Origin of the sequence: Kribbella sp. NPDC003505 (assembly GCF_040610875.1) — a bacterium.
Taxonomy (GTDB): domain Bacteria; phylum Actinomycetota; class Actinomycetes; order Propionibacteriales; family Kribbellaceae; genus Kribbella.
Genome location: NZ_JBEXNA010000014.1, coordinates 263,745 through 288,987 on the forward strand (window position 1 = coordinate 263,745; position 25,243 = coordinate 288,987).

The 25,243-nt window shown below is 69.4% G+C and carries 24 protein-coding genes; 8 read left to right on the plus strand and 16 right to left on the minus strand.

The window, feature by feature from the left end:
* Positions 1–24 precede the first annotated feature (24 nt).
* Positions 25–522: a hypothetical protein gene (locus ABZX12_RS37190; protein WP_355700151.1), complete on the plus strand. Its 498-nt coding sequence runs from the start codon at positions 25–27 to the stop codon at positions 520–522.
* Between the two features lie 56 nt (positions 523–578).
* Here ABZX12_RS37190 and ABZX12_RS37195 read toward each other — a convergent pair whose 3' ends face one another.
* From ABZX12_RS37195 to pafA, 3 genes are all read right to left on the minus strand, one after another.
* The gene (locus tag ABZX12_RS37195; protein ID WP_355700152.1) at positions 579–1,544 is read right to left on the minus strand and encodes an FKBP-type peptidyl-prolyl cis-trans isomerase; all 966 of its coding nucleotides are present in this window, start codon (positions 1,542–1,544) and stop codon (positions 579–581) included.
* A 156-nt stretch (positions 1,545–1,700) separates the two neighbouring features.
* Positions 1,701–2,969, minus strand: coding sequence for a GNAT family N-acetyltransferase (locus ABZX12_RS37200; RefSeq protein WP_355700153.1), 1,269 nt, complete (start codon positions 2,967–2,969; stop codon positions 1,701–1,703).
* Positions 2,970–3,020: 51 nt separating this feature from the next.
* Positions 3,021–4,382 (minus strand): Pup--protein ligase, encoded by a 1,362-nt coding sequence (pafA, locus tag ABZX12_RS37205; protein WP_344202029.1) that lies wholly within the window; start codon positions 4,380–4,382, stop codon positions 3,021–3,023.
* A gap of 132 nt (positions 4,383–4,514) precedes the next feature.
* Between pafA and ABZX12_RS37210 the strand changes: the two genes are divergently transcribed.
* The 4 genes from ABZX12_RS37210 to ABZX12_RS37225 all read left to right on the plus strand — a co-directional run bounded on the left by ABZX12_RS37210 (position 4,515) and on the right by ABZX12_RS37225 (position 8,474).
* Entirely contained in the window at positions 4,515–5,417 is a 903-nt protein-coding gene (locus tag ABZX12_RS37210; RefSeq protein WP_355700154.1) for a hypothetical protein, read from the plus strand.
* 92 nt (positions 5,418–5,509) lie between these two features.
* Positions 5,510–6,634, plus strand: a complete 1,125-nt coding sequence (locus tag ABZX12_RS37215; protein ID WP_355700155.1) for a prolyl oligopeptidase family serine peptidase — start codon at positions 5,510–5,512, stop codon at positions 6,632–6,634.
* A gap of 23 nt (positions 6,635–6,657) precedes the next feature.
* Complete coding sequence (locus tag ABZX12_RS37220) at positions 6,658–7,560, plus strand: hypothetical protein (protein ID WP_355700156.1); 903 nt, start codon at positions 6,658–6,660, stop codon at positions 7,558–7,560.
* Positions 7,561–7,562: 2 nt separating this feature from the next.
* Positions 7,563–8,474 carry a hypothetical protein gene (locus ABZX12_RS37225; protein ID WP_355700157.1) on the plus strand — a complete coding sequence of 304 codons (912 nt, stop codon included), beginning with the start codon at positions 7,563–7,565 and terminating at the stop codon, positions 8,472–8,474.
* A gap of 105 nt (positions 8,475–8,579) precedes the next feature.
* Here ABZX12_RS37225 and ABZX12_RS37230 read toward each other — a convergent pair whose 3' ends face one another.
* The 7 genes from ABZX12_RS37230 to ald form a co-directional block, all read right to left on the minus strand.
* Positions 8,580–9,314 (minus strand): pseudouridine synthase, encoded by a 735-nt coding sequence (locus ABZX12_RS37230; RefSeq protein ID WP_355700158.1) that lies wholly within the window; start codon positions 9,312–9,314, stop codon positions 8,580–8,582.
* Positions 9,304–10,944 (minus strand): SMC-Scp complex subunit ScpB, encoded by a 1,641-nt coding sequence (gene scpB, locus ABZX12_RS37235; protein ID WP_355700159.1) that lies wholly within the window; start codon positions 10,942–10,944, stop codon positions 9,304–9,306. The genes ABZX12_RS37230 and scpB overlap by 11 nt, the downstream gene beginning before the upstream one ends.
* Positions 10,941–11,894 (minus strand): segregation/condensation protein A, encoded by a 954-nt coding sequence (locus tag ABZX12_RS37240; RefSeq protein ID WP_355700190.1) that lies wholly within the window; start codon positions 11,892–11,894, stop codon positions 10,941–10,943. Before ABZX12_RS37240 ends, scpB begins: the two co-directional genes overlap by 4 nt.
* A 20-nt stretch (positions 11,895–11,914) precedes the next feature.
* Positions 11,915–12,274, minus strand: a complete 360-nt coding sequence (locus ABZX12_RS37245; protein ID WP_355700160.1) for a hypothetical protein — start codon at positions 12,272–12,274, stop codon at positions 11,915–11,917.
* Positions 12,259–13,359: a ParA family protein gene (locus ABZX12_RS37250; protein WP_355700161.1), complete on the minus strand. Its 1,101-nt coding sequence runs from the start codon at positions 13,357–13,359 to the stop codon at positions 12,259–12,261. Before ABZX12_RS37250 ends, ABZX12_RS37245 begins: the two co-directional genes overlap by 16 nt.
* Before the next feature lie 194 nt (positions 13,360–13,553).
* Positions 13,554–14,489, minus strand: coding sequence for a site-specific tyrosine recombinase XerD (xerD, locus tag ABZX12_RS37255; protein WP_355700191.1), 936 nt, complete (start codon positions 14,487–14,489; stop codon positions 13,554–13,556).
* The gene (ald, locus tag ABZX12_RS37260) at positions 14,486–15,601 is read right to left on the minus strand and encodes an alanine dehydrogenase (protein WP_355700162.1); all 1,116 of its coding nucleotides are present in this window, start codon (positions 15,599–15,601) and stop codon (positions 14,486–14,488) included. Before ald ends, xerD begins: the two co-directional genes overlap by 4 nt.
* Before the next feature lie 332 nt (positions 15,602–15,933).
* Between ald and ABZX12_RS37265 the strand changes: the two genes are divergently transcribed.
* The gene (locus tag ABZX12_RS37265; protein WP_355700192.1) at positions 15,934–16,758 is read left to right on the plus strand and encodes an LLM class F420-dependent oxidoreductase; all 825 of its coding nucleotides are present in this window, start codon (positions 15,934–15,936) and stop codon (positions 16,756–16,758) included.
* 80 nt (positions 16,759–16,838) lie between these two features.
* Positions 16,839–17,534, plus strand: a complete 696-nt coding sequence (locus tag ABZX12_RS37270; RefSeq protein WP_355700163.1) for a DUF4386 family protein — start codon at positions 16,839–16,841, stop codon at positions 17,532–17,534.
* An 8-nt stretch (positions 17,535–17,542) separates the two neighbouring features.
* Here the strand turns inward: ABZX12_RS37270 and ABZX12_RS37275 are convergent, their stop codons facing one another.
* Positions 17,543–17,947 carry a cupin domain-containing protein gene (locus ABZX12_RS37275; RefSeq protein WP_355700164.1) on the minus strand — a complete coding sequence of 135 codons (405 nt, stop codon included), beginning with the start codon at positions 17,945–17,947 and terminating at the stop codon, positions 17,543–17,545.
* Between the two features lie 28 nt (positions 17,948–17,975).
* On the opposite strand from ABZX12_RS37275, the gene ABZX12_RS37280 reads away from it, so the two are divergent.
* Positions 17,976–18,581 carry a hypothetical protein gene (locus ABZX12_RS37280; RefSeq protein ID WP_355700165.1) on the plus strand — a complete coding sequence of 202 codons (606 nt, stop codon included), beginning with the start codon at positions 17,976–17,978 and terminating at the stop codon, positions 18,579–18,581.
* Here ABZX12_RS37280 and ABZX12_RS37285 read toward each other — a convergent pair.
* The 5 genes from ABZX12_RS37285 to ABZX12_RS37305 form a co-directional block, all read right to left on the minus strand.
* The gene (locus ABZX12_RS37285) at positions 18,578–19,075 is read right to left on the minus strand and encodes a peptidylprolyl isomerase (protein WP_355700166.1); all 498 of its coding nucleotides are present in this window, start codon (positions 19,073–19,075) and stop codon (positions 18,578–18,580) included. The two genes, ABZX12_RS37280 and ABZX12_RS37285, sit on opposite strands and share 4 nt — an antisense overlap.
* 6 nt (positions 19,076–19,081) lie before the next feature.
* A complete protein-coding gene (locus tag ABZX12_RS37290; protein ID WP_355700167.1) occupies positions 19,082–19,309 on the minus strand; it encodes a hypothetical protein in 228 nt (75 codons plus the stop codon).
* Positions 19,309–22,671, minus strand: a complete 3,363-nt coding sequence (locus ABZX12_RS37295; protein ID WP_355700168.1) for a GH92 family glycosyl hydrolase — start codon at positions 22,669–22,671, stop codon at positions 19,309–19,311. The genes ABZX12_RS37290 and ABZX12_RS37295 overlap by 1 nt, the downstream gene beginning before the upstream one ends.
* Positions 22,672–22,861: 190 nt before the next feature.
* A complete protein-coding gene (locus ABZX12_RS37300) occupies positions 22,862–23,512 on the minus strand; it encodes an NUDIX hydrolase (protein WP_355700169.1) in 651 nt (216 codons plus the stop codon).
* Entirely contained in the window at positions 23,509–25,224 is a 1,716-nt protein-coding gene (locus ABZX12_RS37305) for a CTP synthase (RefSeq protein WP_355700170.1), read from the minus strand. The genes ABZX12_RS37300 and ABZX12_RS37305 overlap by 4 nt, the downstream gene beginning before the upstream one ends.
* Between the last annotated feature and the right edge of the window lie 19 nt (positions 25,225–25,243).

Genomic DNA, 25,243 nt, shown 5'->3' on the forward strand with positions numbered 1-25,243 from the left:
GCTCGGGCCGCGACAGTGGTTGGCATGAACAGCACCAAGCACCGCGCTCCTGCGCTTCGACCCGTCGCCCGGCCGGAGCCGCCGCTGGCGGTTCGCGGGGCGACTGCCCTGTGGTTCACGGCCGTCGGCGCCGGTGTCGCCGAGTCGGTCCTCGGTGTCCTCGGCGCGATCGCCGACGGCTCGCCGGTCCTCGGCCTGTTCGTCCAGATCGCCTTCCGCGCGCTCGTGTACGGCGGTCTGTTCGTGGCCATCGACCGCTACTTCCGCCCCGGCGTCCGCTGGTCCCGCTGGTTGCTCACCGGCCTGCTGGGCACCGTCGGGGTCGCCTCGCTGATCGTCGGTCCGATCGGCTGGTTCCTCCGCGACGGCGACTTCGGCGCGCTCGAGTGGTCCGCGTCCTTCGTCGCGTTCGCCGCGATCCGATGCGTTCACCTGACCGCCGTGATCAGCGCGATCGTGCTCAGCTTCCAGGCCGACGCGAACCGCTGGTTCAGCGGGCGCCCGGTCCGCCGTACCCGCTGAAACGCCGAAGAACCGGCCTCCCGTGGCGGGAGGCCGGTCCTTCGGTGCCGATGCTGCTACTGCCCGGTCTGCTTGGGAGCCGGGAAGGCATTCAGGACGTCGATGACCGCGAACGCGTTGACGACCTTGCCGGCCTGGTCCTTGGACGCCGGGAGCTCGACCAGGACGCGGCTGCCGACCGGGATCCCGACGAAGCCGTCGAGCGGTCCGGCCTGGGCGCCGCCGACGGTCGGGAGCTGGTCGGTCGGAGCGGCGGGCTGGGCCGGGCTCTGCGCGGTGGCCGGCTGGGCGTCCCACGTGCTGGCCTGCTTCTTGCCGGCGTAGTCGTAGATGACGAACCGGCCGATCAGCTGGTCGCCCTTCTCGATCGGCTTGCCCTTGCCCTGCGCGAACACGACCGGCTTGCCCGGCTTCGCCGGCGGCTTGGTGCCGGCCGGGACCGTCACCGTCGGGGCGGCGTCCAGCGCGCCGGAGACCTTGATCTTGGTCGACGCCGACGGCGTGACCGGATCCGCGTTCAGCGGGGTGTCGTTGGCGGCCGCGCCGACCAGGTCGACGACGAAGATCAGCGTGTCGTCGCCCTTGATCCCCGCCTGCTCGTTGCCCTGCGACTTGTAGCCCTTGTCGGACGGGATCGACAGCAGCACCCGGCTGCCGATCTTCTTGCCGACCAGTCCCTCGTCCCAGCCGGTGATGACACCGCCGACGCCGATCGGGAACGACGACGGAGCGCCGCGGTCGTAGGAGTTGTCGAAGACCTTGCCGTCGCGCCAGATCTGGCCGATGTAGTTCGCGGTGAGCAGCTCGCCCTTCTTGACCTCGGGACCGTCGCCCTCCTTGAGGACCTCGGTCACCAGGGTCTTGTCCGGTTCGCCGTCGCGGTGGGTGATGGTCGGCTTCTGCCCGAAGTCCGCGGTCACCTTGATACCGGCAGCCCCGAACTCGTCCTTCTTGTCGGAACCACAGGCCGCCAGGGACGCCCCCAGCGCCGCGACCACGACGAGACTCAACAACTTGCGCACGAAACCAGCACCTCGAACCATCCCGGCGCTCGTAGTGCGCCGCTTGCCTCCGGTCAACGACGCGGACCACCCTAGCCTGCGCACTCAACCACGTAGCCGGCTGCCCGCGTCACCGTTACGTCACACCACACACAGTGACAGCGACAGTGACAGGCCTCAGAAACCGACCGCGTTGTGCGGGGCGCGATCTTGTCGTAGCAGTGCGTCCAGTCGCGAGACCGCGCCGGCTGTGCGCTCGACAACGCGACCGGCGTACATGAGCTCGCTGGCACGCACCCCGCCGAGGTACAGCGAGCCCAGCTCGTTCACGGTCAGACTGACGTCTGCGTCGGCGTCTGTCGCAGTGCATGCCGCTCCGTCGGGTGCTGCCTCCAGTCGCCAGCGTCCGTGACCGTCGACCTCCAGCACGAGTGCGTCGGTCGCTGCGTAGGTACGGGCTTCGAGAGCACGCCGTACGTCGAGGATGCGGAGCCAGAGATTGTCGCGTGTCCGGGTCAGCTTCAGTGCGCGTGGATTGGTCAGCATCCACCGCAGGGGCTCGTCGACCGGTCGCCGCGCGGCCACGATGCGCTTGATAAGGTCGAAGTCCAGCAGCAACGCCCAGAGCGCCCGGTACGCGTCGGGTGTCAGGGCCTCGAAGGCCTCCACCTGCAGTACGCCGGCCAGCGCCGGATCCGGCGACCAGGGCAGCCGGAAGATCGCGGCACCGTCGACAGCACCTGTCGCATCGCGGTGCACCAGGTGATGCGCCGGTCCGGATCCGTCGGCCGGCAGGCGATTTAGGTTCTGCCATTTACCCGGCAGCGGGCTGATCTCCCCCACCCGCACCGCCCGGACCTGTTCGTGCAGCACCGGCCACACCACGGCTGCCTCGGCGCAGTCGACCAGGTCGAGCGACCCCGGGTCCGTGAAGTCGTCGCGGAACGCCACGTCGGTACGCCGTACCTCCCAGCGGTGCTGGAACGTCGCGGGCGAGAACCCGTACCGCCCGTAGATGGTCCCCTCGCTCGCACTCAGCCCGGCCAGGAACTCACCGCGCTCCCGGCAGTCGTCGAGCATCGCCGACATGATCTGCCGCAGGAGCCCACGCCTACGGTACGTCGGAAGCACGGCAGTCGACGTGACGCCGCCGAGGGCCACCTGCCGCCCGCCGGGCACGGTGACCTCGACCGACACGATGGCCGAACCGCCCGCGATCTTGCCGTCGACGAACGCCGCCTGCGGCCGGAACCAGTCCGTCAGCAGCTCGCCGGCCTCTTGCTCCAACTGCTGCTCGGTCCGCGGGACCTGCGGAGGCCAGGCCGCGCTCCCGGCGTACCAGGCCGAGGGCTCGGGCTCCTCCTGCGGAAAGCCGTTCACGTACGGCAGGACGCGCAGGTACTCCTTGGTCTCAGCCGCTGTGACCGGCCGGATCTCGATCGCCATGCGCTCTTTCTAAGCAGCGCACAGCGACCGGGCACTCGATTTAGCGAGCCGCTACATGCTCGCGATGAGCTTCTCGACCCTCTCGTCGTGCGACTTGAAGGGATCCTTGCAGAGCACCGTGCGCTGAGCCTGGTCGTTGAGCTTCAGGTGCACCCAGTCGACGGTGAAGTCCCGGCGGCGCTCCTGGGCGCGCTTGATGAACTCACCGCGCAGCCGCGCGCGCGTGGTCTGCGGCGGCACCGACTTCGCCTCGAAGACCCGCAGGTCGTCGACGACCCGGGTGACCGCGCCCTTGCGCTCGAGCAGGTAGTACAGCCCGCGGGGGCGGTGGATGTCGTGGTACGCCAGGTCGAGCTGCGCGACGCGCGGGCTGGCCAGGCCGAGGTTGTTCTGCGAGCGGTAGCGCTCGATCAGCCGGTACTTGATCACCCAATCGATCTCACGCTCGATGCCGCTCAGGTCGCCGGACTCGATCGCCTTCAGCGTCCGCTCCCACAGCGACAGCGCCCGCTCGACGGCCGGCGTCCCCAGCTCGCGCCGGTCGACGAAGTCGCGCGCCTTCGTCAGGTACTCCGTCTGGATGTCGAGGGCGCTCGCCTCGCGGCCGTTCGCCAGCCGCACCTCGCGGCGGCCGGTCATGTCGTGGCTGATCTCGCGGATCGCCCGGATCGGGTTGTCCAGGGTCAGGTCGCGCATCACGATGCCGGCCTCGATCATCCGCAGCACCAGGTCGGTGCTGGCCACCTTCAGCAGCATCGTGGTCTCGGACATGTTCGAGTCGCCGACGATCACGTGCAGCCTGCGGAACCGCTCGGCGTCCGCGTGCGGCTCGTCGCGGGTGTTGATGATCGGCCGGGACCGGGTGGTCGCGCTCGACACGCCCTCCCAGATGTGCTCGGCGCGCTGGCTGACGCTGTAGACCGCGCCGCGCGGCGTCTGCAGCACCTTGCCCGCGCCGCAGATCAGCTGCCGGGTGACCAGGAACGGGATCAGCACGTCGGCCAGCTTGGCGAAGTCGCCGTGTCTGCTGACCAGGTAGTTCTCGTGGCAGCCGTAGCTGTTGCCGGCCGAGTCGGTGTTGTTCTTGAACAGGTAGACGTCGCCGAAGATGCCCTCGTCGTGCAGTCGCTTCTGGGCGTCCACCAGCAGTCCCTCGAGGATCCGCTCACCGGCCTTGTCGTGCGCGATCAGGTCGGTGACCGAGTCGCACTCACCGGTCGCATACTCCGGGTGCGAGCCCACGTCGAGGTAGAGCCGGGCCCCGTTGCGGAGGAAGACGTTGCTGCTCCGCCCCCAGGACACGACCCGCCGAAACAGATACCGCGCCACCTCGTCCGGGGTCAGTCGCCGCTGCCCGCGGAACGTACAGGTGACGCCGTACTCGTTCTCCAGACCGAAGATTCGCCGGTTCACATCACCCACACTACGGCTCACCTCCGACAACCGGGGGGTGTCGCAGGCGCGCCGTGGTCCGGCGTTATCCCTTTGATGCCCGCAACAATGAGGCGTCCGCCCGCATCGTGACCACTGACGAAAGGGTTTCAGATGATCAAATACGGGCGAATGCTCGCCGCAGGAGCGTTGCTGGCCGCAGGGTTCGCGGCTACCCCTGCCGATGCGGCACCGGCCGGCGCCGCCGCAGCCTGTTCGCTGCGGCTCGGCTCGGTCACCCCCGGTGGCGACCACACCTCCCAGACCATTACCGCGGCACCCTCCGCCGGTGTCCGCCAACTCGGCCCCATGAACCTCTATCCGGACGGCCAGGCGCACCTGCCGACCGCGGTGCGCACCGAACTCGTCGTACCGGCCGGTGAGGAGCGCACCGGCCTGGTAGCGCTCGGTCCGCGGATGTACGGCACCAGCTACATCACGGACGGCACGGGCGTCTCGATCGTCCCGGGCACCCTCCACAACACCCTGATCGGCGGCGGCTGGGACGAACTGCACAAGTACGTCGAAGCCAGCCAGTACCCCGGCCGCTCGAACGTCTACTCGCTGATCCAGCAGTTCACCGACGGCCTCATCGCCCGCTGGACGGTGACACCGGGCGGCTGGAAGTACTACACGACCTTCGGCGGTTTCAAGTCGGTCAAGACGATGGTGCTGATCGGGCAGGGGCGGACGTACGACACGTTCCTGGCCACCACGAACGGCGGCGCGCTCTACACCGTGCAGGTGCCCACGGGCTCCGCCAAGCCGGTCGTGACCAAGGTCCGTACCTCGACCTGGCAGGGCTTCGAGACGTTGATCGCCGAGAAGTGCGGCAACTACGGGACGCTGCTGCTCGGCATCGACAAGGAGACCGGCGCCGGCTACCTCTACGCCGTCGGCCACGCCAACGGCACCGCCACCGTCATCAAGGGCCTGGGCAAGGTGCCGACCACCTTCCCGGCCACCGACTCGTACTTCCGCTTCTACACCACAGGCACGATCCTCGCCGGCGCATGACCTCGACGGATCTCCACCCGGAGCTGTAACTCCGGGTGGAGATCCGTTCTCATCAGCTGACCGCGGCCGGTGCCTCTGACAGCGTCGTCGACATGAGACGACGAACCTTCCTCACCGCTTCCGCGGCCTCCGCCGCCTCCGCGCTCGTTCCGCTGCAGACGGCGAACGCCGTGACCGACCTGACACTGCGCCTGCCGGCTCCCACCGGCCCCTGGCCTGTCGGTACGACGACGCGCGCACTGACCGACCCGCACCGCTTCGACCCGTGGAACGGCGCGCCGACCCGAGAGCTCGTGCTGACGGTCTTCTATCCCGCACGCGCCGTACAGGGGTACCAACGCGCACCACAGCTCGCCCCGGCTGCCGCAGAGGTCTTCAAGACCTTGGACGCCGGCGTCCTGCATCCGGAGCTGCCGACGAGCGGCGTGAGCTGGGGCGCCACACTGACCCACTCGTACGTCGACGCGCCCGCTCTGCACGGCCGACGCCCCACATTGGTCTACAGCCCGGGCGGTGCGGACCCGCGGACCATCGGCACCTCTCTCGCCGAAGACCTGGCCAGCCACGGGTACGTCGTCCTGACCCTCGACCACCCTGGCGAGACGAGCGAGGTGGTGTTCCCGGACGAGCGGCTGCGGGTCATCGAGATCAGTCCGGACGTGCAGACCGACCCGGTGCAGTCGCGTCTCATGATGGACACGCGGTTCGCCGACCTGAGATTTGTGCTCGAACACCTGACCGAGCTGCACCCGTCCATCGACCCGCGCCGCGTCGGCGTCTACGGCCACTCCGCCGGCGGTGCGACCGCCGCTGTGTCGCTCGAGCAGCAACAGGTGCGAGCCGCTGCCAACTTGGAGGGCTACCTGGACACGCTGGACGGCGAGCTCTACCCGATCGCAGCGCACGGCACTCGGAAGCCGTTGCTGCTCGCCGGGACCGACGGCTTCCGGGACGAGCGATTCGACCGCACGTGGTCAGCCGTCCTCTCCCATGGCGGTCCAGTACGCCGGGTGCAGCTGTCCGACGCGAACCACTGGATCTGGACCGACTACGCCGCCTTCGCCCCGCAGCTGCAATCGGCCGGACTGATGACGGCCGCCGCGCGAGCCAAGCTGGTCGGTGCGTCCCGCTGCGCTGTTCCCGCCGTACGACGGCTCGTCCGCGAGTTCTTCGACCGATCTCTAACCTTTCCGGCATCCTCGGCATCGAGTGAGTGACACGACTCCTCGAAGGAGGCTGGATGACCAGAACTCGGATCGCCGCGGGTGCGCTGGGCGCGGCGATGACGGCGGCGGCGCTGGTGCCGGGACCGGCACAGGCTGCTGCTGAGCAGGTAAGCGCAGCCTGCTCGATGACGCTCGGCACGGCGACCGTGCAGGGTGACCTCAAGTTTCAGCGGATCACCGCGACCGCACCGGTCACGGCGGCGCCGCCGAGCGTCGGGCCGAAGGCGTTGTTCCCCGTGGACCGGGTGCGCCTCGCGACCACGTCAGGCTGGGAGCCGGATCCGCCGTCGGGCATGGCGCGGAGCGGGTACATCGTGATGGGCACCGAGCTCTACCGGTACCGGTACGTCACCGACGTGACCACGGGTGAGCTGGACCCGGAGTCGTACCGGACGACGAGGGTCGGCGGCGGCTGGATCCACCAGAGCTACGTGGAGAAGTCGACGTCCCATGCCTACGCGCTGGAGGGAGGCGTCATCACACGCTGGTCCGTGGAGGGGTCCGCCTGGCGCGCCAAGACGACGTACGGCGGGTACTCCGCGGTCAAGACGATGACGCTGATCAGCCAGACCGCGACGTACGACACGTTCCTGGCCAACACGCGCGCCGGCGCGCTGTACACGATCCGGATCCCGTTCAGCGGCGCCCCGGTGGTGAAGAAGGTGCGGACGTCGACCTGGCAGACGTTCGAGACGCTGATCGCCGAGAAGTGCGGCAACCAGAGCACGCTGCTGCTGGGCATCGACAAGGACACCCGGCGCGGCTACCTGTACGCCGTCAGCCACGCCAACGGGGCCGCCACCGTCATCAACGGCCTGGGCAGAGTGGGCGACCAACTCGCCGCGCCGGAAGACAAGGCGTACTTCCGCTCCTATCCCAGTGCGCCTGAAGCCGGCGTCCTACTCTACGGAGAGTGAACATGGTGAAACGCGCAGCAGGGGTTCTCGGCCTCGTCATGGCGGCCGGTGCCCTGGTCCAGGCGGCACCTGCCTCGGCGGTCGCTCGTGAGGTGCCGTTCTGCCAGATGTCGCTCGCCTCGACGACGAGCGGCGGCGACCTGATCCTGCGCGGCCTGTACGGCGTAGTGCCGCCTGGTGCCAGCCCCAGCAGTTGGGGCGGCAAGGACCTGCTGCCGGACGGCCAGGTCCGTCTGACCAGTGGGCTCGGCACACAGATGAACGCCGAGCAGCACGGCGAGTCCCGCCGGCAGTACGTCGTACTCGGCACCAGCCTCTACCTGCTGACGTACAAGGTGAACGACTTCTACGGCGACGTCGAGCCCGGCTCGGTTCAGCGGACCCTGGTCGGCGGCGGCTGGGGTGACGTCCGCTACCTGGAGAGCTCACGATTCAACCGCGGCACCACACTGGTCCGGCACAACGCGTACGCGGTCCTCGGCGACACCATCGTGCGCTGGAACGTCGACGGGACGGCGTTCAGCCGGAAGACGACGTACACCGGCTTCAGCGCGGTCAAGACGATGGCGCTGATCAGCCAGACGGCGACGTACGACACGTTCCTCGCCAACACGCGGAACGGGGCGCTCTACACCATCCGGATCCCGGTCTCGGGTCAGCCGGTGGTGAAGGTGGTCCGGCGTTCGACCTGGCAGGGGTTCGAGTCGCTGGTCGCGAACGCCTGCGGTCTCAAGACGATCGTGCTGGGTGTGGACAAGGAGACCGGGGCGCCCTACCTGTACGAGTTCGGGCACGCCAACGGGGAGTCGACGGTGATCAAGGCGCTCGGGAAGGTGCCGCGGACGTTCACCGAGGTGGCGCACGCGCGGCGCTTCGAGGACGACCAGGAGTACGAGCAGGTGTCCGGCGAGTAGGCCCCGGCGCCGCCGCCAAAACGAGGGGTTATCCCTCCCAGCGGGGCGTTCTCCCCTGGTATATCAAAGGAGAACCCCTCCTGGGGTGGATAACCCCTCGTTTGTTCAGAGGTCGACGAGGTCGAGGAGCTGGCCGAGTTCCTTCGAGTCCAGCTCGCGGAGCTCGCCGGTGTGCAGGTTGCCGCGGCGGACCGGGCCGATCGCGGTCCGGGTCAGCCGCTTGACCGGGTGACCGACCGCGTCGAACATCCGCCGGACGATCCGGTTGCGGCCCTCGTGGAGCGACATCTCCACGAGGGTCCGGCCGGGCACCGTCGAGACGATCTTCACCGTGTCCGCGCGGGCCGGTCCGTCCTCGAGTTCGACGCCGTCCAGGAGCTTGCGTAGTGCTCCTGGCTTGACGTTGCCCTCGACCTCGGCGACGTACGTCTTGGAGACCTCGTACGACGGATGCGCGAGCCGGTGCGCGAACTCACCGTGATTCGTGAGCAGCAACAGCCCTTCGGTGTCGGTGTCGAGCCGCCCGATGTGGAACAGCCGCTCCGGCCGGTCGTGCACGAAGTCCGTGATGCACGGCCGCCCCTGCGGGTCCGACATCGTGGTCACGACACCGCGGGGCTTGTTGAGCACCAGGTACACGTTCGCACTCACCGGCGGGATCCGCGCCCCGTCCACCCGGATGACAGCCGTCTCGGGATCCACCCGCACGCCGAACTCCGTCACCACCCGCCCGTCGACCTCGACCCGCCCCTCCTCGATCAAGATCTCCGCACTACGCCGCGAAGCCACCCCCGCCCGAGCCAGAACCTTCTGCAGCCGAACCCCGGCCTCATCCCCCATCCCGAACCCCACCCTCCACACCCGAACCGTCAGCCCCGCCGGCACGCTCGCCCGCCGGCCCGGCCGTCGCACGGTCCGACACCACGTCGTCCCCGCCCTCGGCACCCGACTCCACGTCCCAGCCGCTCATTTCGGCGTCATCAGGCGCGCCGTCGGATGCCTCGGCGCTTTCACCGGAGTCCGCCTGGGCCGGAGCAGCTACGGCGTCGCCGTCATCCCCGCGATCCTCAGCGTCCAACTCGCCGACGCCGACGGCGTCCACACTGCCCGACGCCTCCGCGTCCAGCTCGTCGTCCGTGCGTACGCCCTCCACGCCCTCGGCGTCCGCATCCTCGACATCCAGAGCCTCGGCATCCGCGCTGTCCGCGCCCGCAACATCGCCGTCCGGGGCCTCGACGTCGGCACCCTCGGCATCCGGGAGCTCGGCATCCGGGGCCTCCGCATCCGCACCTTCGCCGTCCCGAGCCTCGGCGTCGACGCCGTCGGCGTCCGCATCCTCGGCATCCGCACCGTCGGCATCCGCACCCTCGGCGTCCGCACCCTCGGCGTTCGCACCCTCGGCGTCCGCACCCTCGGCGGTCGGGGTCTCGGGGGTGGGTTCTGCGGGTGGGAGGGATTGGGCGGCGAGCTCGTCCTCGATGTCGTCCATGTCGGGGAGGTACGGGGCGAGTTCGGGGAGGTCGTCCAGGGACTGCATGCCCATGCGTTCCAGGAAGTACGAAGTGGTGCGGTACAGGGTCGCCTGGGACTCGGTGTCCGAGCCGGCCTCCTCGACGAGGCCGCGGGCGACGAGGGTGCGCATCACGCCGTCCACGTTCACGCCGCGGATGGCGGAGACACGGGCGCGGCTGACAGGCTGCTTGTACGCGACGACGGAGAGGGTTTCCAGCGCGGCCTGGGTGAGGCGCGCCTGCTGGCCGTCGAGGACGAAGCGTTCGACGTACGGCGCGGCCTCGACGCGCGTGTAGTACCGCCAGCCGCCGCCCACCTCACGCAGGTCGAATCCGCGGCCCTGCTCGGTGTACTCCGCCGCCAGCTCCGCCAGCGCCCCCGCCACATCACCCGTCGGCCGCCCGACCGCGCGCGCCAGCGTCAGCACCGGCAACGGCTCGTCCGTCACCATCAGAATCGCCTCGAGCGCCCGCCGCATCGTGTCGTCGTCGACAACCACCTCATCCCCCACCGGCACCGCGGTCTGCCCCGGCGGCAGGTAGTCCTCATCACCGCCGCCGTCGGAGCCATCCGCGGGATCGGCGGCCTCGAGCGAGCCGTCGTTGTCGGTGTCGTCGGTCGTGCCAGTCCCGTCAGCACCCTCGGAGGCGTCGGCCGCCTCGGGGCCGTCCGCTCCGTCCGGCAGGTCTGCGGATGCGGTCTGATCAGCGACCTCGGCCGCCTGAGACTCGTCGGAGCCGCCGGCGCCATCCGCGGGATCGGCGGCCTCGGGCGAGTCGTCGATGCTGGTCGTGCCGGTCCCGGCCACACCCTCGGAGGCGCCGGACTCGTCCGCTCCCTCGGGCAGGTTCGCGGAAGCGGACCTGTCGGCGTCCCGGGTGGGCTCAGCCTCGTCGGAACACTCAGCACCGTCCCAGGAGTCGGTCTGGTCGGGGGTAGGGGGTTGGGAGTTGGTCACTGGTCTGCCGTCTCGGGGGTGTCTGGGGCGGGGTCTTCTGGGTCGGTGTGGCTCTCGCCGGGTTCGAGGAAGTCGGGGTCGTCCTCGACGTGCGGGGCTTCGCCGGATTCGTCAGCTGGTTGTTGCTCCTCGTCGAACTCGTCGCTGACGGCGATCTCGCCCTCGTCGGTGCCGGTCCAGCGGATGGTGAGTTCGCCGAGCGGGGTGACCTGGTCGAACGACACCGCCGCCTCGCGGAACAGTTCGAGCAGCGCCAGGAACCGGCACACGGTGGTGACGGTGTCCGGCGAATCGGCCACCAGCGAACGGAACGTGGCGCTGCGTTGCCGCCGGAGCCGGTCGACGATCACTTCCGCCTGCTCCCGCACGGTGACGGCCGGCGCGTGCAGATGGGCGAGCGAAACCCCGGGAGGTACGTCGTCCTTGGGCGCCATCGCCTTCGCGGCCAGCGCGGCCAGCCCGGCCGGATCGAGCCCGAGCAGGACCTCGGGCAGCAGCTCCGCGAACCGCGGCTCGACCCCGACGGCGCGCGGGAACCGGCGGGACTCGACGGCCATCCGCTCCTGCACCAGCGCCGCGATCTGCTTGAACGCCCGGTACTGCAGCAGCCGCGCGAACAGCAGGTCCCGCGCCTCCAGCAGCGCCAGGTCCTCGTCGTCCTCGACCTCGCCCTTCGGCAGCAGCCGCGCCGCCTTCAGGTCGAGCAGCGTCGCCGCGATCAGCAGGAACTCCGACGTCTGGTCGAGGTCCCACTCCGGCCCCAGCGCCTTGATGTGGGCGATGAAGTCGTCGGTGATCACCGACAGCGCGATCTCGGTGATGTCCAGCTTGTGCTTCGAGATCAGCTGCAGCAGCAGGTCGAACGGCCCCTCGAAGTTCTCCAGGTGAACGCTGAACCCCTTGCCCTCGGCAACAGCAGGCGCGTTGTCCGGACCAAGATCGAGGGGCAACGAGTCCGAGGAGGACACGGTCACTCCGACGCCTTGAGCCGCCGTACCAGCACCGAGTCCGGTCCGTGGTCGACGAAGTCGGCGAGCAGGACGTCGATCGCCTCCCGGACGATCCGGCCCCGGTCGGCCGTCAGGCCGTGTTCCGCGCGCAGCGCGAGTCTGGTCTGTTCCAGGCCGAGCAGCTCCTCCTCCGTCACGTACACGGTGATCTTCGTGTCATGACGGATCCGACCACTCGACTTCCGGTCGTCGACGACCGTCGTACGGGACCGCACGGTGGACGGTCCGTCAGTGGTGGTGCGCTTCTCGGGTCTGGTCTGCTTCGGTGCCGCACCCCCGAAGAGTTCACTGGCACCTGGCAGGCTCACCCGGCGGGACAACGCGCCAGCACCTCCTTGGCGAGATCGCGGTACTGGGTGGCCGCGCTCGAGGACGGGGCGTACGTCGTGATGGGCTCGCCGACGACCGTGGTCTCGGGGAACTTGACGGTACGCCGGATGACGGTGTGGAAGACGCGTTCGTCGAAGGCCTGGACCACGCGGTCGAGAACCTCCCGGGCGTGCGTCGTCCGCCCGTCGAACATGGTGCCGAGGATCCCGACGATCTCCAGCTTGGGGTTGAGCCGGTCCTGCACCTTGCCGATCGTGTCGGTCAGCATGGCGAGGCCGCGGAGCGCGAAGAACTCGCACTCCAGCGGTACGACGATGCCGTTCGACGCGGTCAGCGCGTTCACGGTGAGCAGACCGAGCGACGGGGCGCAGTCGATCAGGATCACGTCGTAGTTCGGGATGATCGGGTCGAGCACGCGCTGCAGCGTGTACTCCCGCGCGACCTCCTGGACCAACTGCACCTCGGCCGCGGACAGGTCGATGTTGGCCGGCAGCAGGTCGAGGTTCGGCACCCGGGTCGGCTGGATCACCTCGTCCGGGGTGATGTCGCGCTGCATCAGCAGGTTGTAGACCGACAGCTCGAGGTCGTGCGGCTGCACACCGAGGCCGATCGACGCGGACCCCTGCGGGTCGAAGTCGATCAGCAGCACCTTGCGACCGGTCTCGGCGATCGCCGCGCCGAGGTTGATCGTCGTGGTGGTCTTGCCGACGCCGCCCTTCTGGTTGCACATCGCGATCACCTGCGCCGGGCCGGTCTTGGTCGGGGGCTGCGGCTCCGGCAGGTCCGGCAGCGGCCGGCCGGTCGGCCCGATCTTGTGACGCGGGCCGTTCGGGTCGTTCACGGGTGCAAGGTCCTCCGCGGTCAGCTTGGCCGTCGGCTTCGGCATCTCCGCATAGTTGTCGGGCAGGGCTCGCGGCGGCGCGGTGGCCGGCCGGGGCGGGCTGCTGGGCTGGGGGGCGGGATCGGTGCTGGGGTGCGCGCTGGGCGGCGTGCTGATCGGCCGGACCGGCTCCGGGTGGTGCCCCGGAAGGTGGCCCGTCACGTGTTCGGTGCCCGGGAATGTCGACTCGTTCATGACTCGTCAAACCTTTCAACCGATACGGGCGATCCCAGCGACTGTAAGCGTGCATTCAAGCACTCTCAACCAGCCACTCCGCACCGGGGTGGGGTGGTTTGTCGACAAAGCTCCGAACCCGGCCGATCACCCTCCCTGAGTCACCAGCCGTAGCCAGATGATCGCACACCGTTGACACGCTCGCGTCACCGGGGTCAGGACGACAACGCCCTCGGGTGTGAGGTGGCGTAGACCTCGCGAAGCTTGTCGACCGTCACCAGCGTGTAGACCTGGGTCGTCGTCACGGACGCGTGTCCCAGCAGCTCCTGGACCACGCGGACGTCGGCGCCGCCGTCCAGCAGATGTGTCGCGTACGAATGCCGCAGCGTGTGCGGGGAGATCTCCTTCGCGATACCGGCCCGCTGTGCAGCTCGACGCAGCACCGTCCAGGCACTCTGCCGGGACAGGCGTCCGCCGCGGGCGTTCAGGAACAGTGCGGGCGTACCGCGGCCACGTGAGACCAGCTCGGGACGCCCGCGGACCTGGTACGCCGACAACGCGTCACGGGCGTACGTGCCGACGGGCACCACGCGCTCCTTGCTGCCCTTGCCGCGCAGCAGGACCGCACCGGCGTCCAGGTCGATGTCGTCGACGTCCAGCCCGACCGCCTCGGAGATGCGGGCACCGGTGCCGTACAAGAACTCCAGCAACGCAGCGTCCCGCGTAGCGAGGACGGCAGGCTCCGCTTCGGCGCCGGCCGCCGCCGCGAGGATCCTGGTCACCTCGTCGACGGACAGTGCCTTGGGCAGCCGCTGCGGCGGCGCAGGCGGCTTCACGGCCGCCGCAGGATCCACCGCGGTCAGTCCCTCGCGCACACAGAACTTGTGGAACCCACGGACCGCCACCACGGTCCGCCCCGCGCTGGACGCGGTCAGTGGCGGGTGGTCCGCGTCGCCTTCGCGCAGCCGCATCAGGAAGTCGCTGATCACCGCCTCGGTGATCCGGCCGAGGTCGTCGATCCCCGAGGCAGCGAGGAAGCCGCCGTACCGGCGCAGGTCCCGCCGGTACGACGCCAGCGTGTTGGCGGCCAGGCCCCGCTCGACCGTGAGGTGGTCGAGGTAGGCGCTGACCGCCCTCGCGATGTCGTTCAGACCAGCACCTCGTCGAGCTTCAGCTGCGACAAGTCGTGCGCCTCGGCGACGGGGCCGTACGTGACATGCCCGTCGAACGTGTTCAGGCCGAGCGCCAGGCTGTGGTCCTGCTTGAGCGCTTCCCGCCAGCCCAGGTTCGCCAGCTCGATCGCGTACGGCAGGGTGACGTTGGTGAGCGCGTACGTCGACGTGTTCGGCACCGCACCGGGCATGTTGGCCACGCAGTAGAACAGCGAGTCGTGGACCCTGTACACCGGGTCGGCGTGCGTGGTCGGGCGCGAGTCCTCGAAGCAACCGCCCTGGTCGATGGCGATGTCGACGAGCACGCTGCCCGGCTTCATCCGGCGGACCATGTCGTTGGTGACCAGCTTCGGCGCCTTCGCACCGACCACCAGCACCGCGCCGATCACCAGGTCGGCCTCCAGGACCGCCTTCTCGATTTCGTACGCGTTCGACGCGATCGTCAGCAGGTGACCCTGGTAGATCTGGTCGGCCTGCCGCAGCCGGGCGATGTTGCGGTCGAACAGCTGCACCTGCGCCTGCATACCGAGCGCGATCGCGGCCGCGTTCATCCCGGACACGCCGGCGCCGAGGACGACCACGCGGGCCGGGTGGACGCCGGACACGCCGCCGAGCAGCACGCCCCGGCCGCCGCCCTGCGCCATCAGGTGGTAGGCGCCGGACTGCGGGGCGAGCCGGCCGGCCACCTCGCTCATCGGCGCCAGCAGCGGCAGCGTTCCGTCCGGGAGCTGGACCGTCTCGTAGGCGATCCCGGTGGTCCCCGACTTCAGCAGCGCGTCGGTGCAGTCACGGCTGGCGGCCAGGTGCAGGTACGTGAACAGCACCTGGTCCTTCCGCATCCGGTGGTACTCCTCCGCCACCGGCTCCTTCACCTTGAGCACCAGCTCCGCATCGGCCCAGACGTCGTCCGCCTGCGGCACGATCCGGGCCCCGGCGGCGACGTACTCGTCGTCCGGGATCAGCGACCCGCTGCCCGCCCCCTGCTCGATCAGAACCTCGTGCCCGCTGCGCACGAACTCGTGCACACCGGACGGGGTGATCGCCACCCGGTACTCGTGGTTCTTGACTTCCTTGGGAACTCCGACCTTCACAACTTGCCCTTCTTTCACGATCCAGGAGTGCGGCCCACGTCGTTGTGTCCGCGGCCCGGCGGTTGAGGGGTGGTTGCCAGGTCGCTGCCGAGTGTATGCCCGCGGGGTTCATACCACCCGGCCGGATGGTCTGATCGCGCCGCGACACCCTGCCGGTACCCGATCGGTAACCGAACGGAAGCAGATGGCAAGACACCGGACGCGGAACGGAGACGTCCGGCTACCTTCCGGATACGGCGTCCCCGTTGACGCGGCAACCATCATTGACGGCCATTCGTGGCGGTCAGGGATGCTTGCAGTAGGACGCTTCACGAGAGGAGCACGGCGTGGCGATGGAACTGGGACGCTACGGGGTCTGGCACGGAGCCCAGCACTACGGGCCGGAGCTCGCGGCAGGACTGGAGCAGGCCGGATACGGGACCTTGTGGCTGGGCAGTTCGCCGGAGGCCGGCCTGCGCGACGCCGAGGTGTTGCTGGCCGCAACGAGTTCGGTTGCTGTCGGCACCAGCATCGTCAACATCTGGAACTCGCCGGCCGCCGACGTCGCGGCGTCGTACCACCGGCTCGAGGACGAGCACCCGGGGCGGTTCCTGCTCGGCGTCGGGATCGGGCACCGGGAGGCCACCGGCGAGTATCGGTCGCCGTACCGGACGATCGTCGGCTACCTCGACGAGCTCGACGAGGCGAAGGTGCCGGCCGACCGGCGGGCGCTGGCCGCGCTCGGCCCGAAGGTGCTGCAGCTGGCCGGCGCGCGGACCGCCGGGGCGCTCCCCTACCTGACGACCCCGGAGTACACCCGCGAGGCCCGCCGGATGCTCGGCGGCGGGGTCCTGCTCGCGCCGGAGCAGATGATCGTGCTGGAGACCGACCCGGACATCGCCCGCGCGACGGCGCGCGACCGGCTCGCGTCGTACCTGCAGCTGAGCAACTACACCGCGAGCTTCCAGCGCCTCGGATTCACCCCCGACGACTTCGCCGACGGCGGCAGCGACCGGCTGGTCGACGCGATGGTGCTGCACGGCTCCGCGGTCGAGGTCGCAGAGGGCCTGAAGGCGCATCTGGAAGCCGGCGCGGACCATGTCGCGATCCAGCTGCTGGGCCACGAGGGTATCGACCTGCTGCCCGGATACGAGGCGCTGGCGACTGTTCTCGGATAGGTCTTGATTCCGGGACGGAACGGGGGAACATCAGGCTTAGGTGCACCACATCGGCGTGGTGCGCGTTGGAGGTGTTCCCCATGACTGAGCGACACGAGTTGCGATGGGGCGGCTTCGCCGGACTGGCGTTCGTGGTCCTGGCGATGCTGGGCAGGTTCCTGCCCGGTACTGCTCCGACGGTCGATGACTCCGACAGCACGATCTCGAGCTGGCTGTCCGACCACCGGTCCATGATCCTGCTCAGCTCGCTGATGTGGGCGGCCGCGGCCGGACTGGTCATCTGGTTCGCCGCGGCCTTCGCCGAGGCGATCCGGGAGCGGGCCGAGCGCAGCGACGTCCACCTGGCCCTGCTGGCCGGTTCGGTGCTGGTCGGCGGCGCGATCTTCGTGACCGCCGGACTCACCGCCGCGGCCGCGTTCGGCATCAGCGGCCGGGACGCGGGCATCACCATGGCGCTGTACGAGCTGAGCGCGGTGATGACGACGATGATCGGCATCGCGGCGGCCCTGCCGCTGGCCGCGGCCGGGATCGGTGTGCTGCGGACACGCGTGATGCCGAACTGGCTCGGCTACCTGGCCCTGCTGGCCGCCGTGGTCTCGTTCCTCGGGGCGCTCGGCGTGTTCGCCGACAGCGGCACGTTCGTTGCCGGGGGCACATTGATGACCACGGTCCCACTGCTGCTGTCGGCGGTCTGGATCGTCGGCGCGAGCGGCTACATGGTCCGCGAGCACCTGCCGGAGCTGACCGCCGGCGACAAGGCCGTCCCGCAGCTGTAGGTCACCGGCTAGCGCATCGTGAAGTCGGCGAACTCGAAGCCCGGCGACACGATGCACGACACCAGCACCGCCTCGTCACCCTCGGGCCGGGCCGCCTGCCAGGCACCCGCCGGTATCACCACCTGCGGGTGCTGGCCGGCCCGCACGTCCGGCCCCAGGGTGACCGACTGCTCGTCGTACTCGAGCCTCAGCGGGCCGCCCGAGTGCCACAGCCAGAGTTCCGTCGAGCGCACCCGGTGGGACCGCGACTCCTCCCCCGGCGCCAGCAGGAAGTAGATCGCGGTCGCGCTGGCCCGGCTCCCGTCGTACCCCTCGGGTTCGAAGTCGACCGGCGACCGCCACGTCTGGCGGTACCACCCGCCCTCCGGGTGCGGTTCGAGATCCAGCAGGACGGCCAGCTCCGGCTTCTGCATGGTCCGATTCTGCGGCAGAGTGCGGTTCATGACCGATCTGCCCGCTCACCTGCCTTCCGAGTACCACCGACGGCTGCCGTACGGCGAACGCGTGTCGGCCGAACCCTTGCTCGGCGAACCGTTCTTCCCGTTCGAAGGTGATCTCCAGGTCGTGCGGCTGGCCGATCCGGTGCTGCCCGAACCGCCGCGCCGCGGCGAGGACGGTGGTCAGCCGTGCCCGAAATGCACGGATCCGGACAGGTCCGTGATCTGGCGCGACGCCCAGTGGTCGCTGAAGACGTTCGAGCCGACGGGACTGCCGCTGGTGGCGCTGCTCGAGCCGCACGGGCACTACCGTCTCGACAACCTGCCGCCCGAACTGACCGCCACGCTCGGCCCGATGATCCAGCGCGTGGCGAAGGCGATCCAGAGCATCGACAGCGTCGCCCGGACGCACTTCAGCCGCTGGGGCGACGGCAGCGAGCACTTCCACCTGTGGTTCCTCGCCCGCCCGCTCGGCATGATGCAGCTGCGCGGCGCCATGATCGCCGCCTGGGACGACATGCTGCCGAAGATCCCCGCCGCCGAGTTCACCGCCAATACCCGCCGGGTCGCCGCCGCCCTCGCCGAGGACGGCGGCGAAGCGGTTGGCTAGTGGGTGCCCAGGGAGCGGGCGATCAGGATGTCGGTCTTGCGCACCGGTGCGCCGTCGACCCCGTCGGGGTTGTCGGGCGTGGTGACGGTCCCGCCGGCCGCCACCCGGTCCAGCGTGGCGAGTCCGAGCCGGTCGACGGAGCCGAAGACGGTGTAGTCCGGCCGCAGCCGCGAGTCCGCGAAGACCAGGAAGAACTGCGACCCGTTGGTGTTCGGGCCGGCGTTCGCCATCGCCACCGTGCCCCGCGCGTACACCTTCCGCGTGCCGGTCGGGTCGTCCGGCCAGTTCGGCAGGTCGGTGGGCAGCTCGTCCTTGTACGAGTAGCCGGGGCCGCCCTCGCCCGTACCGCTCGGGTCGCCGCACTGCAGCACCTTCAGCGTTGGGTACAGCGTGAGCCGGTGGCACGTGGTGAAGTCGTAGAACCGGCTCTTCGCCAGATGCAAGAAGCTCTGCACCGTGCACGGCGCCTTCGCCCGGTCCAGTGACAGGATCATCGGCCCCTAGCTGGTGGCGACGACGACCCTGACGATCCCCTGGTCCGGTGTATGCGCCGGGTCCGGCGGCAGCGACACCGGCCGGGCGGGCGGATCGTCCGGCGTCGACGTGTAGCCACAGGGCCCGTCGGTGCTGGTCGGCGTACCGGCCGCGTCAGCTGGTGCGGTCGCCACCAGCAGACTGGCGAGCACACCAACCCCAGTCAGCACCGCGATCACGATGGTCTTCCTCATCAATTCCCTCCCGCAACGGTGAAGATCCGTAGGTCACGATTCGTAGGCAGCCTGATACTCACCGGGGTCTGAGTCAACGTCACAGGTGCGGTGGCGAAGATGTGCGTGGTGACGTTGTCCTTCCCGCCGCCGGACTCGTTGCGGTACGGCGTGGTGGCGACGATGACGTTGCCGTAGTGCAGGGTGTCGCCCCCACCGCCCAGCGTCCAGTCGCTGAAGGACAGGTCGATCTGCGAGGTCGTGCCGTCGGCGTAGTTGAGCGTCGCGGTCGTCTGCTGGTTGCCGTTGACCGCGCTGCCGACGAAGGACAGCTTCGTCGTACCGGCAGGCAGGTTGAGGTTGAGCAACTGCCCGTCGGCCGGCACGTTGTCCGGGTCGCCGGCGGGTACGTCGGGCCACATGAAGCTGAGGCCCTGGACCGTACCTGTACCGCCCGCGGTCAGACCGGCCGCGGCCAGCGCCTGACGGGAGTAGCTGACGCCGCCGCCGTCGTAGTCCGCCTCGGTGTGGTCGCCGGCGTCGTCAGAGATGCCCACGCCCTCACGGAGTACGAAGAACGAGTTCGGCTGCCCGACGACGACCGTGAAACCGACTTGCGGCAGGGCGGTCCCATCCGCCGCCTTCATCTGCACCGTGACCGGGTAGCGGCCGTCCGGCGTACCAGCGGCCGCAGCGATCGTCACAGACGCGCTACCGACCTTGTCGACGTGGAAGGTGCCGGTAGTAGGTGTCGCTGTGAGACCGGGAGGTGTCTTGAGCGTGTAGGTGACGTCCTGGGCCGTCCCACTCAGCCGGTACGCCTGCAGCGCGACGGGTGCGCTGGTTGTGCCGGGTGCGACCACCAGACGGCTCGTGTCGGTGGAGGTCTGGAACGGGATCTCACCGGTCCGCCACGACGGCGGTGCGTCGGTCGCACCCCAGCTCTTGTCGGCCGTCGTACCAAGGGTGAAGTCCAGCGTCCCGCCACGCTGCACGAACGACTCCGGCAGCCACGGCTTGGTCGACGTCTTCCCGTTCACCTTCAGGGACTGGACGTACTGCGCGTCCGCGCCGGCCGCGTCGATCCGGATCGTGTTGCCGTCGCGATGGATCACCGCCCGCGGGAACAGCGGCGCCGCGACCTGGAGCTCGGCGCGGCTCGGCACGTCCGGGTACAGGCCGAGCGCGGTCCACACGTACCACGACGACATCGCGCCGAGGTCGTCGTTGCCGGGGATCCCGCCGGTGCTGGTGTTCCACAGCTGGTTCATTGCCTGCCGCAACGTCTCCTGCGTCTGGTACGGCCGGCCGGTGTAGTTGTAGATCCAGGGTGTGTTGATCGACGGCTCGTTGTCCATCTCGGCGTGCAGTTCACCCGCTCCGGTCAGCGCCCAGGTCCCGTCCGGGTTCTTGAAGAACGCGTCCAGCCGCTGGTTCACCGCGTCCGCGCCGCCCATCGCGTCGACCAGTCCGGCTCGGTTGTGCGGCACCATCCACGTGTACTGCGCACTGCTGCCCTCGGCGAACCCGTCGTACGTCGACGGCGTGAACGCGGGCCAGGCGCCGTTGTCGTCCCGGTTCTGGACGTAGCCGCCGTTGGCCGGGTTGAACACGTTCTGCCAGTACTGCGACCTGGCGAGGAACTGCTGGTACGTCGCCTTGTCGCCGGTCCGCTGCGCGAGTTGCGCGAGGGCGAAGTCGGCCGTGACGTCCTCGAGCGTCTCGACCGCACCGCCCCAGGCGTTCGACTTGGTCGGTACGTAGTGCAGTGCCAGGTACTTGTCGAGCGACGGCCGCTGACCGATCGACATGACCGGCTTGCCCGCCGAGCTGAGGTCCTTCTCGGTCGGAACGGTCGCTGCCTTCACCAGCGACTTCAGAGCTTGTGACGCCTCGAAGTTCGTCCCGCCGAACGCATAGATGCCCGCGACCGCTGGGGCGGACGGGTCGCCGGTCATGACCGCCGTACTGCCGGACGAGTGCGTCCAGCGGTCCCAGATGCCGTCGTTGTACGTCGCCTGGTTGAACAGCGACTGTGCGATGTCGCCGGCTCGCTCCGGCTCGAGCAACGTCACCAGTTGCAGCTGCGACCGGTAGACGTCCCAGCCCGAGAAGGTCGCGTACTGCGCCTGCTGCCCGCGGGAGAGGTAGTGCGGTTTCTGGTCGAAGCCCCAGTACTGGCGGTTGACGTCGCTGAACACGTTCGGGTGCAGCAGCGCGTGGTACAGCGCGGTGTAGAACGTCGTGCGCTGATCCGTCGTACCGCCGGTCACCTCGATCCGGTTGAGCTGGTTTCGCCATGTCTGCCGGGCTTTCGCGGCCGTCATGCCGACCGACGTACCGCGCGGGTTCTCGGCGCGCAGGTTCGCGAGCGCGTTGGCGGTGCTGACGTAGGAGATGCCGATCCGCATCGTCACCTTGTCGCCGGCGAATCCGACGTACCCGCCGGAGCCCTTGTTCGGCGGCATCCAGCCGTCGGCGCCGTACGTCGTACCGCCGCTCGCCTGGCTGCTGCCCGGCGTGACCGTGGTGTCGGTCCAGGTGCCCTGGTTCGTGAACGGCTGGTCGAACTCGGCGACGAAGTGCAGCGTGTAGTAGCTGCGCCGTCCGACACTGGCCAGATACCCGCAGAAGTTGCCGCTGGTCACCGACCCGCTGACCGTCCGGTGCGCGGCGTCGATGCTGATCTGTGCGGCGCTCGATCCGACCTCGGAGTTCGCCGTACGGAACATCAGCGTCTTGGCCTTGTCCGCCGGGAAGGTGAACGCCGCCGACCCGGTGCGCGTGGTGGCCGCGAGCTCGGCCGTGACACCCGAGTCGAGCCCGACTTTGTAGTAGCCCGGCTCGGCGATCTCGTTGGCGTGGCTGTACGTCGAGGAGTAGACCTCGTCCTTCGCGTCACTCTGCGGCGAGCTCGTCACGTCCCCCGCGAGCGGGAAGATCGGGATGTCGCCCGATCCGCCGGCGCATCCGGTCCCGCTCATATGCGTCAGGCTGAAGCCGCGGACCTTGGTAGCCGAGTACAGGTACCCGCCCGGCGCGGCCGTCCGGTACGCGTTCCCCCGACTCGTCTCCGGGCTGAACGAGAACATCCCGAACGGCAGCACCGCGCCGGGGAACACGTTCCCGGCGTTGGTCGTGCCGATCAGCGGATCGACGTGCTCGGTCGGATCGAGTGAACTGCTGGTGATCCGGCTGCTCGCGGCCACCTCCGGCGTACGCAGCCCGGCTGCCAGGGGATCAGGCGGCGTCGCCGTCGTCGGATGCAAAGCGGTGCCGACCGGCGCGGGCGTCGGGACGGCTTGGGCGGTAGGTGCGAGAGCTGCAATCAGAGCGCCGGCGAGCACAAAACTCGCACGACGGGGCAGAACGGAACGACGCATGGGCGGAACCAACCTTCGACGTCGGAGCTGGGCGGAGTGACATCGTTGTCAGCAACAAATACCCGGCTACCCACCGCACGTCAACCACTACAGCAAGTTCCGCAACCACCCACCGAAGGCCGGACGGCGAGGTTGGGGAGGATCTCCTGCCCGATCCGGGACAAAATCCTCCCCAACCGCTTCGGACCTGTTAGGCGTCTTTTGCGGGCCAGGGGGAGGTCGCCTGGCGGAGGGTGTCGAAGCCGGGGCCGTTGAGGGCGGTCCAGGCGGCGAGGGCGCCCATGATGAGGATGGGGTTCTGGAGGTGGCCGGCCAGGGCGGCGGCGACGACGTCGAGGAGCGGGGCCCAGACGGTTTCCATGTCGGCCTCCTCGTGGAGGCGTTCGAAGGACTCGTCGGCGGGTGACAGGTCGCGGGCCAGGAAGATCCGGACCGCCTCGTTCGTCAGGCCGGGTGAGGTGAACGCGTCGATCAGGATCCGCCAGTCGGCGGCCTTGGTCGCGGTCTCCTCCCAGAGCTCGCGCTCGGCGCCCAGACGGTACTGCTCCCCCTGGACGTCGAGGAGCCCGGCCGGCGCCTCGAGCAGCTTGTAGCCGACCGGGTGCCGGTACTGGCGGACGAGCAGCATCCGGTTGTTCTCGTCCAGCGCGACCACGCCGACCGCTCCGGGATGCACGACGACATCCCGGACGAACTGCTCACCGACGGGCGGCTCGATGGTGTCACGCCGTACCGAGATCACCCGCCCGGTCTCGTGCACGGTCTCCGACGCCGACACCGGCCAGCGCTCGGGCTGATCCGCCAGCCCGGCGCCGAACCGCAACTCCGGGTGGTCCGTCATCGAGCCTTGACCGCCGTCTTCTCAGCCTTCTTGGCGGCCGGCTTCGGGTCCTCGACCGGGAGCCGGGACTCGCGCTGGCGGTCCAGCGCGGCCGCGACCAGCCCGGAGAACAGCGGGTGCGGCTTGGTCGGCCGCGACCGCAGCTCCGGGTGCGCCTGGGTGGCCACGAAGTACGGGTGCACGGAGCGGTCCAGCTCGATGAACTCGACCAGCTCGCGGTCCGGCGACAGCCCGCTGAACACCAGCCCGGCGGTCTCCAGCTTGTCCCGGTAGGCGTTGTTGACCTCGTAGCGGTGCCGGTGCCGCTCCTGCACCGACGGGGCGCCGTACAGCCGGCGGACGATCGAGCCGTCGGCCAGGTTCGCCGGGTACAGCCCGAGCCGCATGGTGCCGCCCATGTCCCCGGTGCCGGAGACGATGTGCTTCTGCTCCTCCATGGTCGCGATCACCGGCTGCTCCGCGTCCGGGTCGAACTCGCTGGAGTTCGCCTCGTCCAGGCCGGCCAGATGCCGGGCGACCTCGATCACCATGCACTGCAAGCCGAGGCAGAGTCCCAGGATCGGGATGCCCTGCTCCCGGGCGTACCGGATCGCGCCGATCTTGCCCTCGATGCCGCGCACCCCGAACCCGCCCGGGATGCAGATCGCGTCGACGTCTCCGAGCAGCCGGGCCGCGGCCTCGGGCGTGGCGCACTCGTCGGAGGCGATCCAGCGCAGGTTCACCTTGGCGTCGTTGTCGAAGCCGCCCGCGCGCAGCGCCTCGGCCACCGACAGGTACGCGTCCGGCAGGTCGATGTACTTGCCGACCAGCGCGATCGTGACGTCGTCCTTCGGGTGGTGCACGACCCGCAGCAACTCGTCCCAGCGGGTCCAGTCGACGTCGCGGAACGGCAGGTTCAGGCGGCGGACGACGTACGCGTCGAGGCCCTCGGCGTGCAGCACCTTGGGGATGTCGTAGATCGACGGCGCGTCGGGCGCCGCGACCACGGCCTCGGTGTCGACGTCGCACATCAGCGAGATCTTCCGCTTGACGCCGTCCGGGATCGGCCGGTCGGAGCGGCAGACGACCGCGTCCGGCGCGATACCGATCGAGCGCAGCGCGGCGACCGAGTGCTGGGTCGGCTTGGTCTTCAGCTCGCCGCTCGGCGCGAGGTACGGGACGAGCGAGATGTGCAGGAAGAACACGTTGTCGCGGCCGACGTCGTGCCGGACCTGGCGGGCCGCCTCGAGGAACGGCAGCGACTCGATGTCGCCGACCGTGCCGCCGATCTCGTGCAGCACGACGTCCACGTCCGGGCCCGCCATCGCGAGCATCCGTTCCTTGATCTCGTTGGTGATGTGCGGGATCACCTGGACGGTGTCGCCGAGGTACTCGCCGCGGCGCTCCTTGGCGATCACGCTGGAGTAGACCTGGCCGGTGGTCACGTTCGCCACGGCGGACAGGTCGCGGTCCAGGAAGCGCTCGTAGTGGCCGATGTCCAGGTCGGTCTCGGCGCCGTCGTTGGTGACGAACACCTCGCCGTGCTGGAACGGGTTCATGGTGCCGGGATCGACGTTCAGGTACGGATCCAGCTTCTGCATGGTGACCCGGATGCCGCGCGCCGTCAGCAGACTGCCGAGGCTGGACGCCGTCAGTCCCTTGCCGAGACTGGAGGCCACGCCGCCGGTGACGAATACGTGCTTGGTCTGCTGGGAATTCAAAGCCCTGTCCACGGGCCTCCAGCCTACCTCT

What these genes read in the sequence shown, in the direction of transcription:
- ABZX12_RS37190 (WP_355700151.1), top strand. Translation starts at nt 25, where the DNA reads ATGAACAGCACCAAGCACCGCGCTCCTGCGCTTCGACCCGTCGCCCGG.
- ABZX12_RS37200 (WP_355700153.1), bottom strand. Translation starts at nt 2,969, where the DNA reads ATGGCGATCGAGATCCGGCCGGTCACAGCGGCTGAGACCAAGGAGTAC.
- ABZX12_RS37210 (WP_355700154.1), top strand. Translation starts at nt 4,515, where the DNA reads ATGATCAAATACGGGCGAATGCTCGCCGCAGGAGCGTTGCTGGCCGCA.
- ABZX12_RS37215 (WP_355700155.1), top strand. Translation starts at nt 5,510, where the DNA reads ATGAGACGACGAACCTTCCTCACCGCTTCCGCGGCCTCCGCCGCCTCC.
- ABZX12_RS37220 (WP_355700156.1), top strand. Translation starts at nt 6,658, where the DNA reads ATGACCAGAACTCGGATCGCCGCGGGTGCGCTGGGCGCGGCGATGACG.
- ABZX12_RS37225 (WP_355700157.1), top strand. Translation starts at nt 7,563, where the DNA reads ATGGTGAAACGCGCAGCAGGGGTTCTCGGCCTCGTCATGGCGGCCGGT.
- ABZX12_RS37230 (WP_355700158.1), bottom strand. Translation starts at nt 9,314, where the DNA reads ATGGGGGATGAGGCCGGGGTTCGGCTGCAGAAGGTTCTGGCTCGGGCG.
- ABZX12_RS37250 (WP_355700161.1), bottom strand. Translation starts at nt 13,359, where the DNA reads ATGAACGAGTCGACATTCCCGGGCACCGAACACGTGACGGGCCACCTT.
- ABZX12_RS37265 (WP_355700192.1), top strand. Translation starts at nt 15,934, where the DNA reads ATGGAACTGGGACGCTACGGGGTCTGGCACGGAGCCCAGCACTACGGG.
- ABZX12_RS37270 (WP_355700163.1), top strand. Translation starts at nt 16,839, where the DNA reads ATGACTGAGCGACACGAGTTGCGATGGGGCGGCTTCGCCGGACTGGCG.
- ABZX12_RS37275 (WP_355700164.1), bottom strand. Translation starts at nt 17,947, where the DNA reads ATGCAGAAGCCGGAGCTGGCCGTCCTGCTGGATCTCGAACCGCACCCG.
- ABZX12_RS37280 (WP_355700165.1), top strand. Translation starts at nt 17,976, where the DNA reads ATGACCGATCTGCCCGCTCACCTGCCTTCCGAGTACCACCGACGGCTG.
- ABZX12_RS37285 (WP_355700166.1), bottom strand. Translation starts at nt 19,075, where the DNA reads ATGATCCTGTCACTGGACCGGGCGAAGGCGCCGTGCACGGTGCAGAGC.
- ABZX12_RS37290 (WP_355700167.1), bottom strand. Translation starts at nt 19,309, where the DNA reads ATGAGGAAGACCATCGTGATCGCGGTGCTGACTGGGGTTGGTGTGCTC.
- ABZX12_RS37295 (WP_355700168.1), bottom strand. Translation starts at nt 22,671, where the DNA reads ATGCGTCGTTCCGTTCTGCCCCGTCGTGCGAGTTTTGTGCTCGCCGGC.
- ABZX12_RS37300 (WP_355700169.1), bottom strand. Translation starts at nt 23,512, where the DNA reads ATGACGGACCACCCGGAGTTGCGGTTCGGCGCCGGGCTGGCGGATCAG.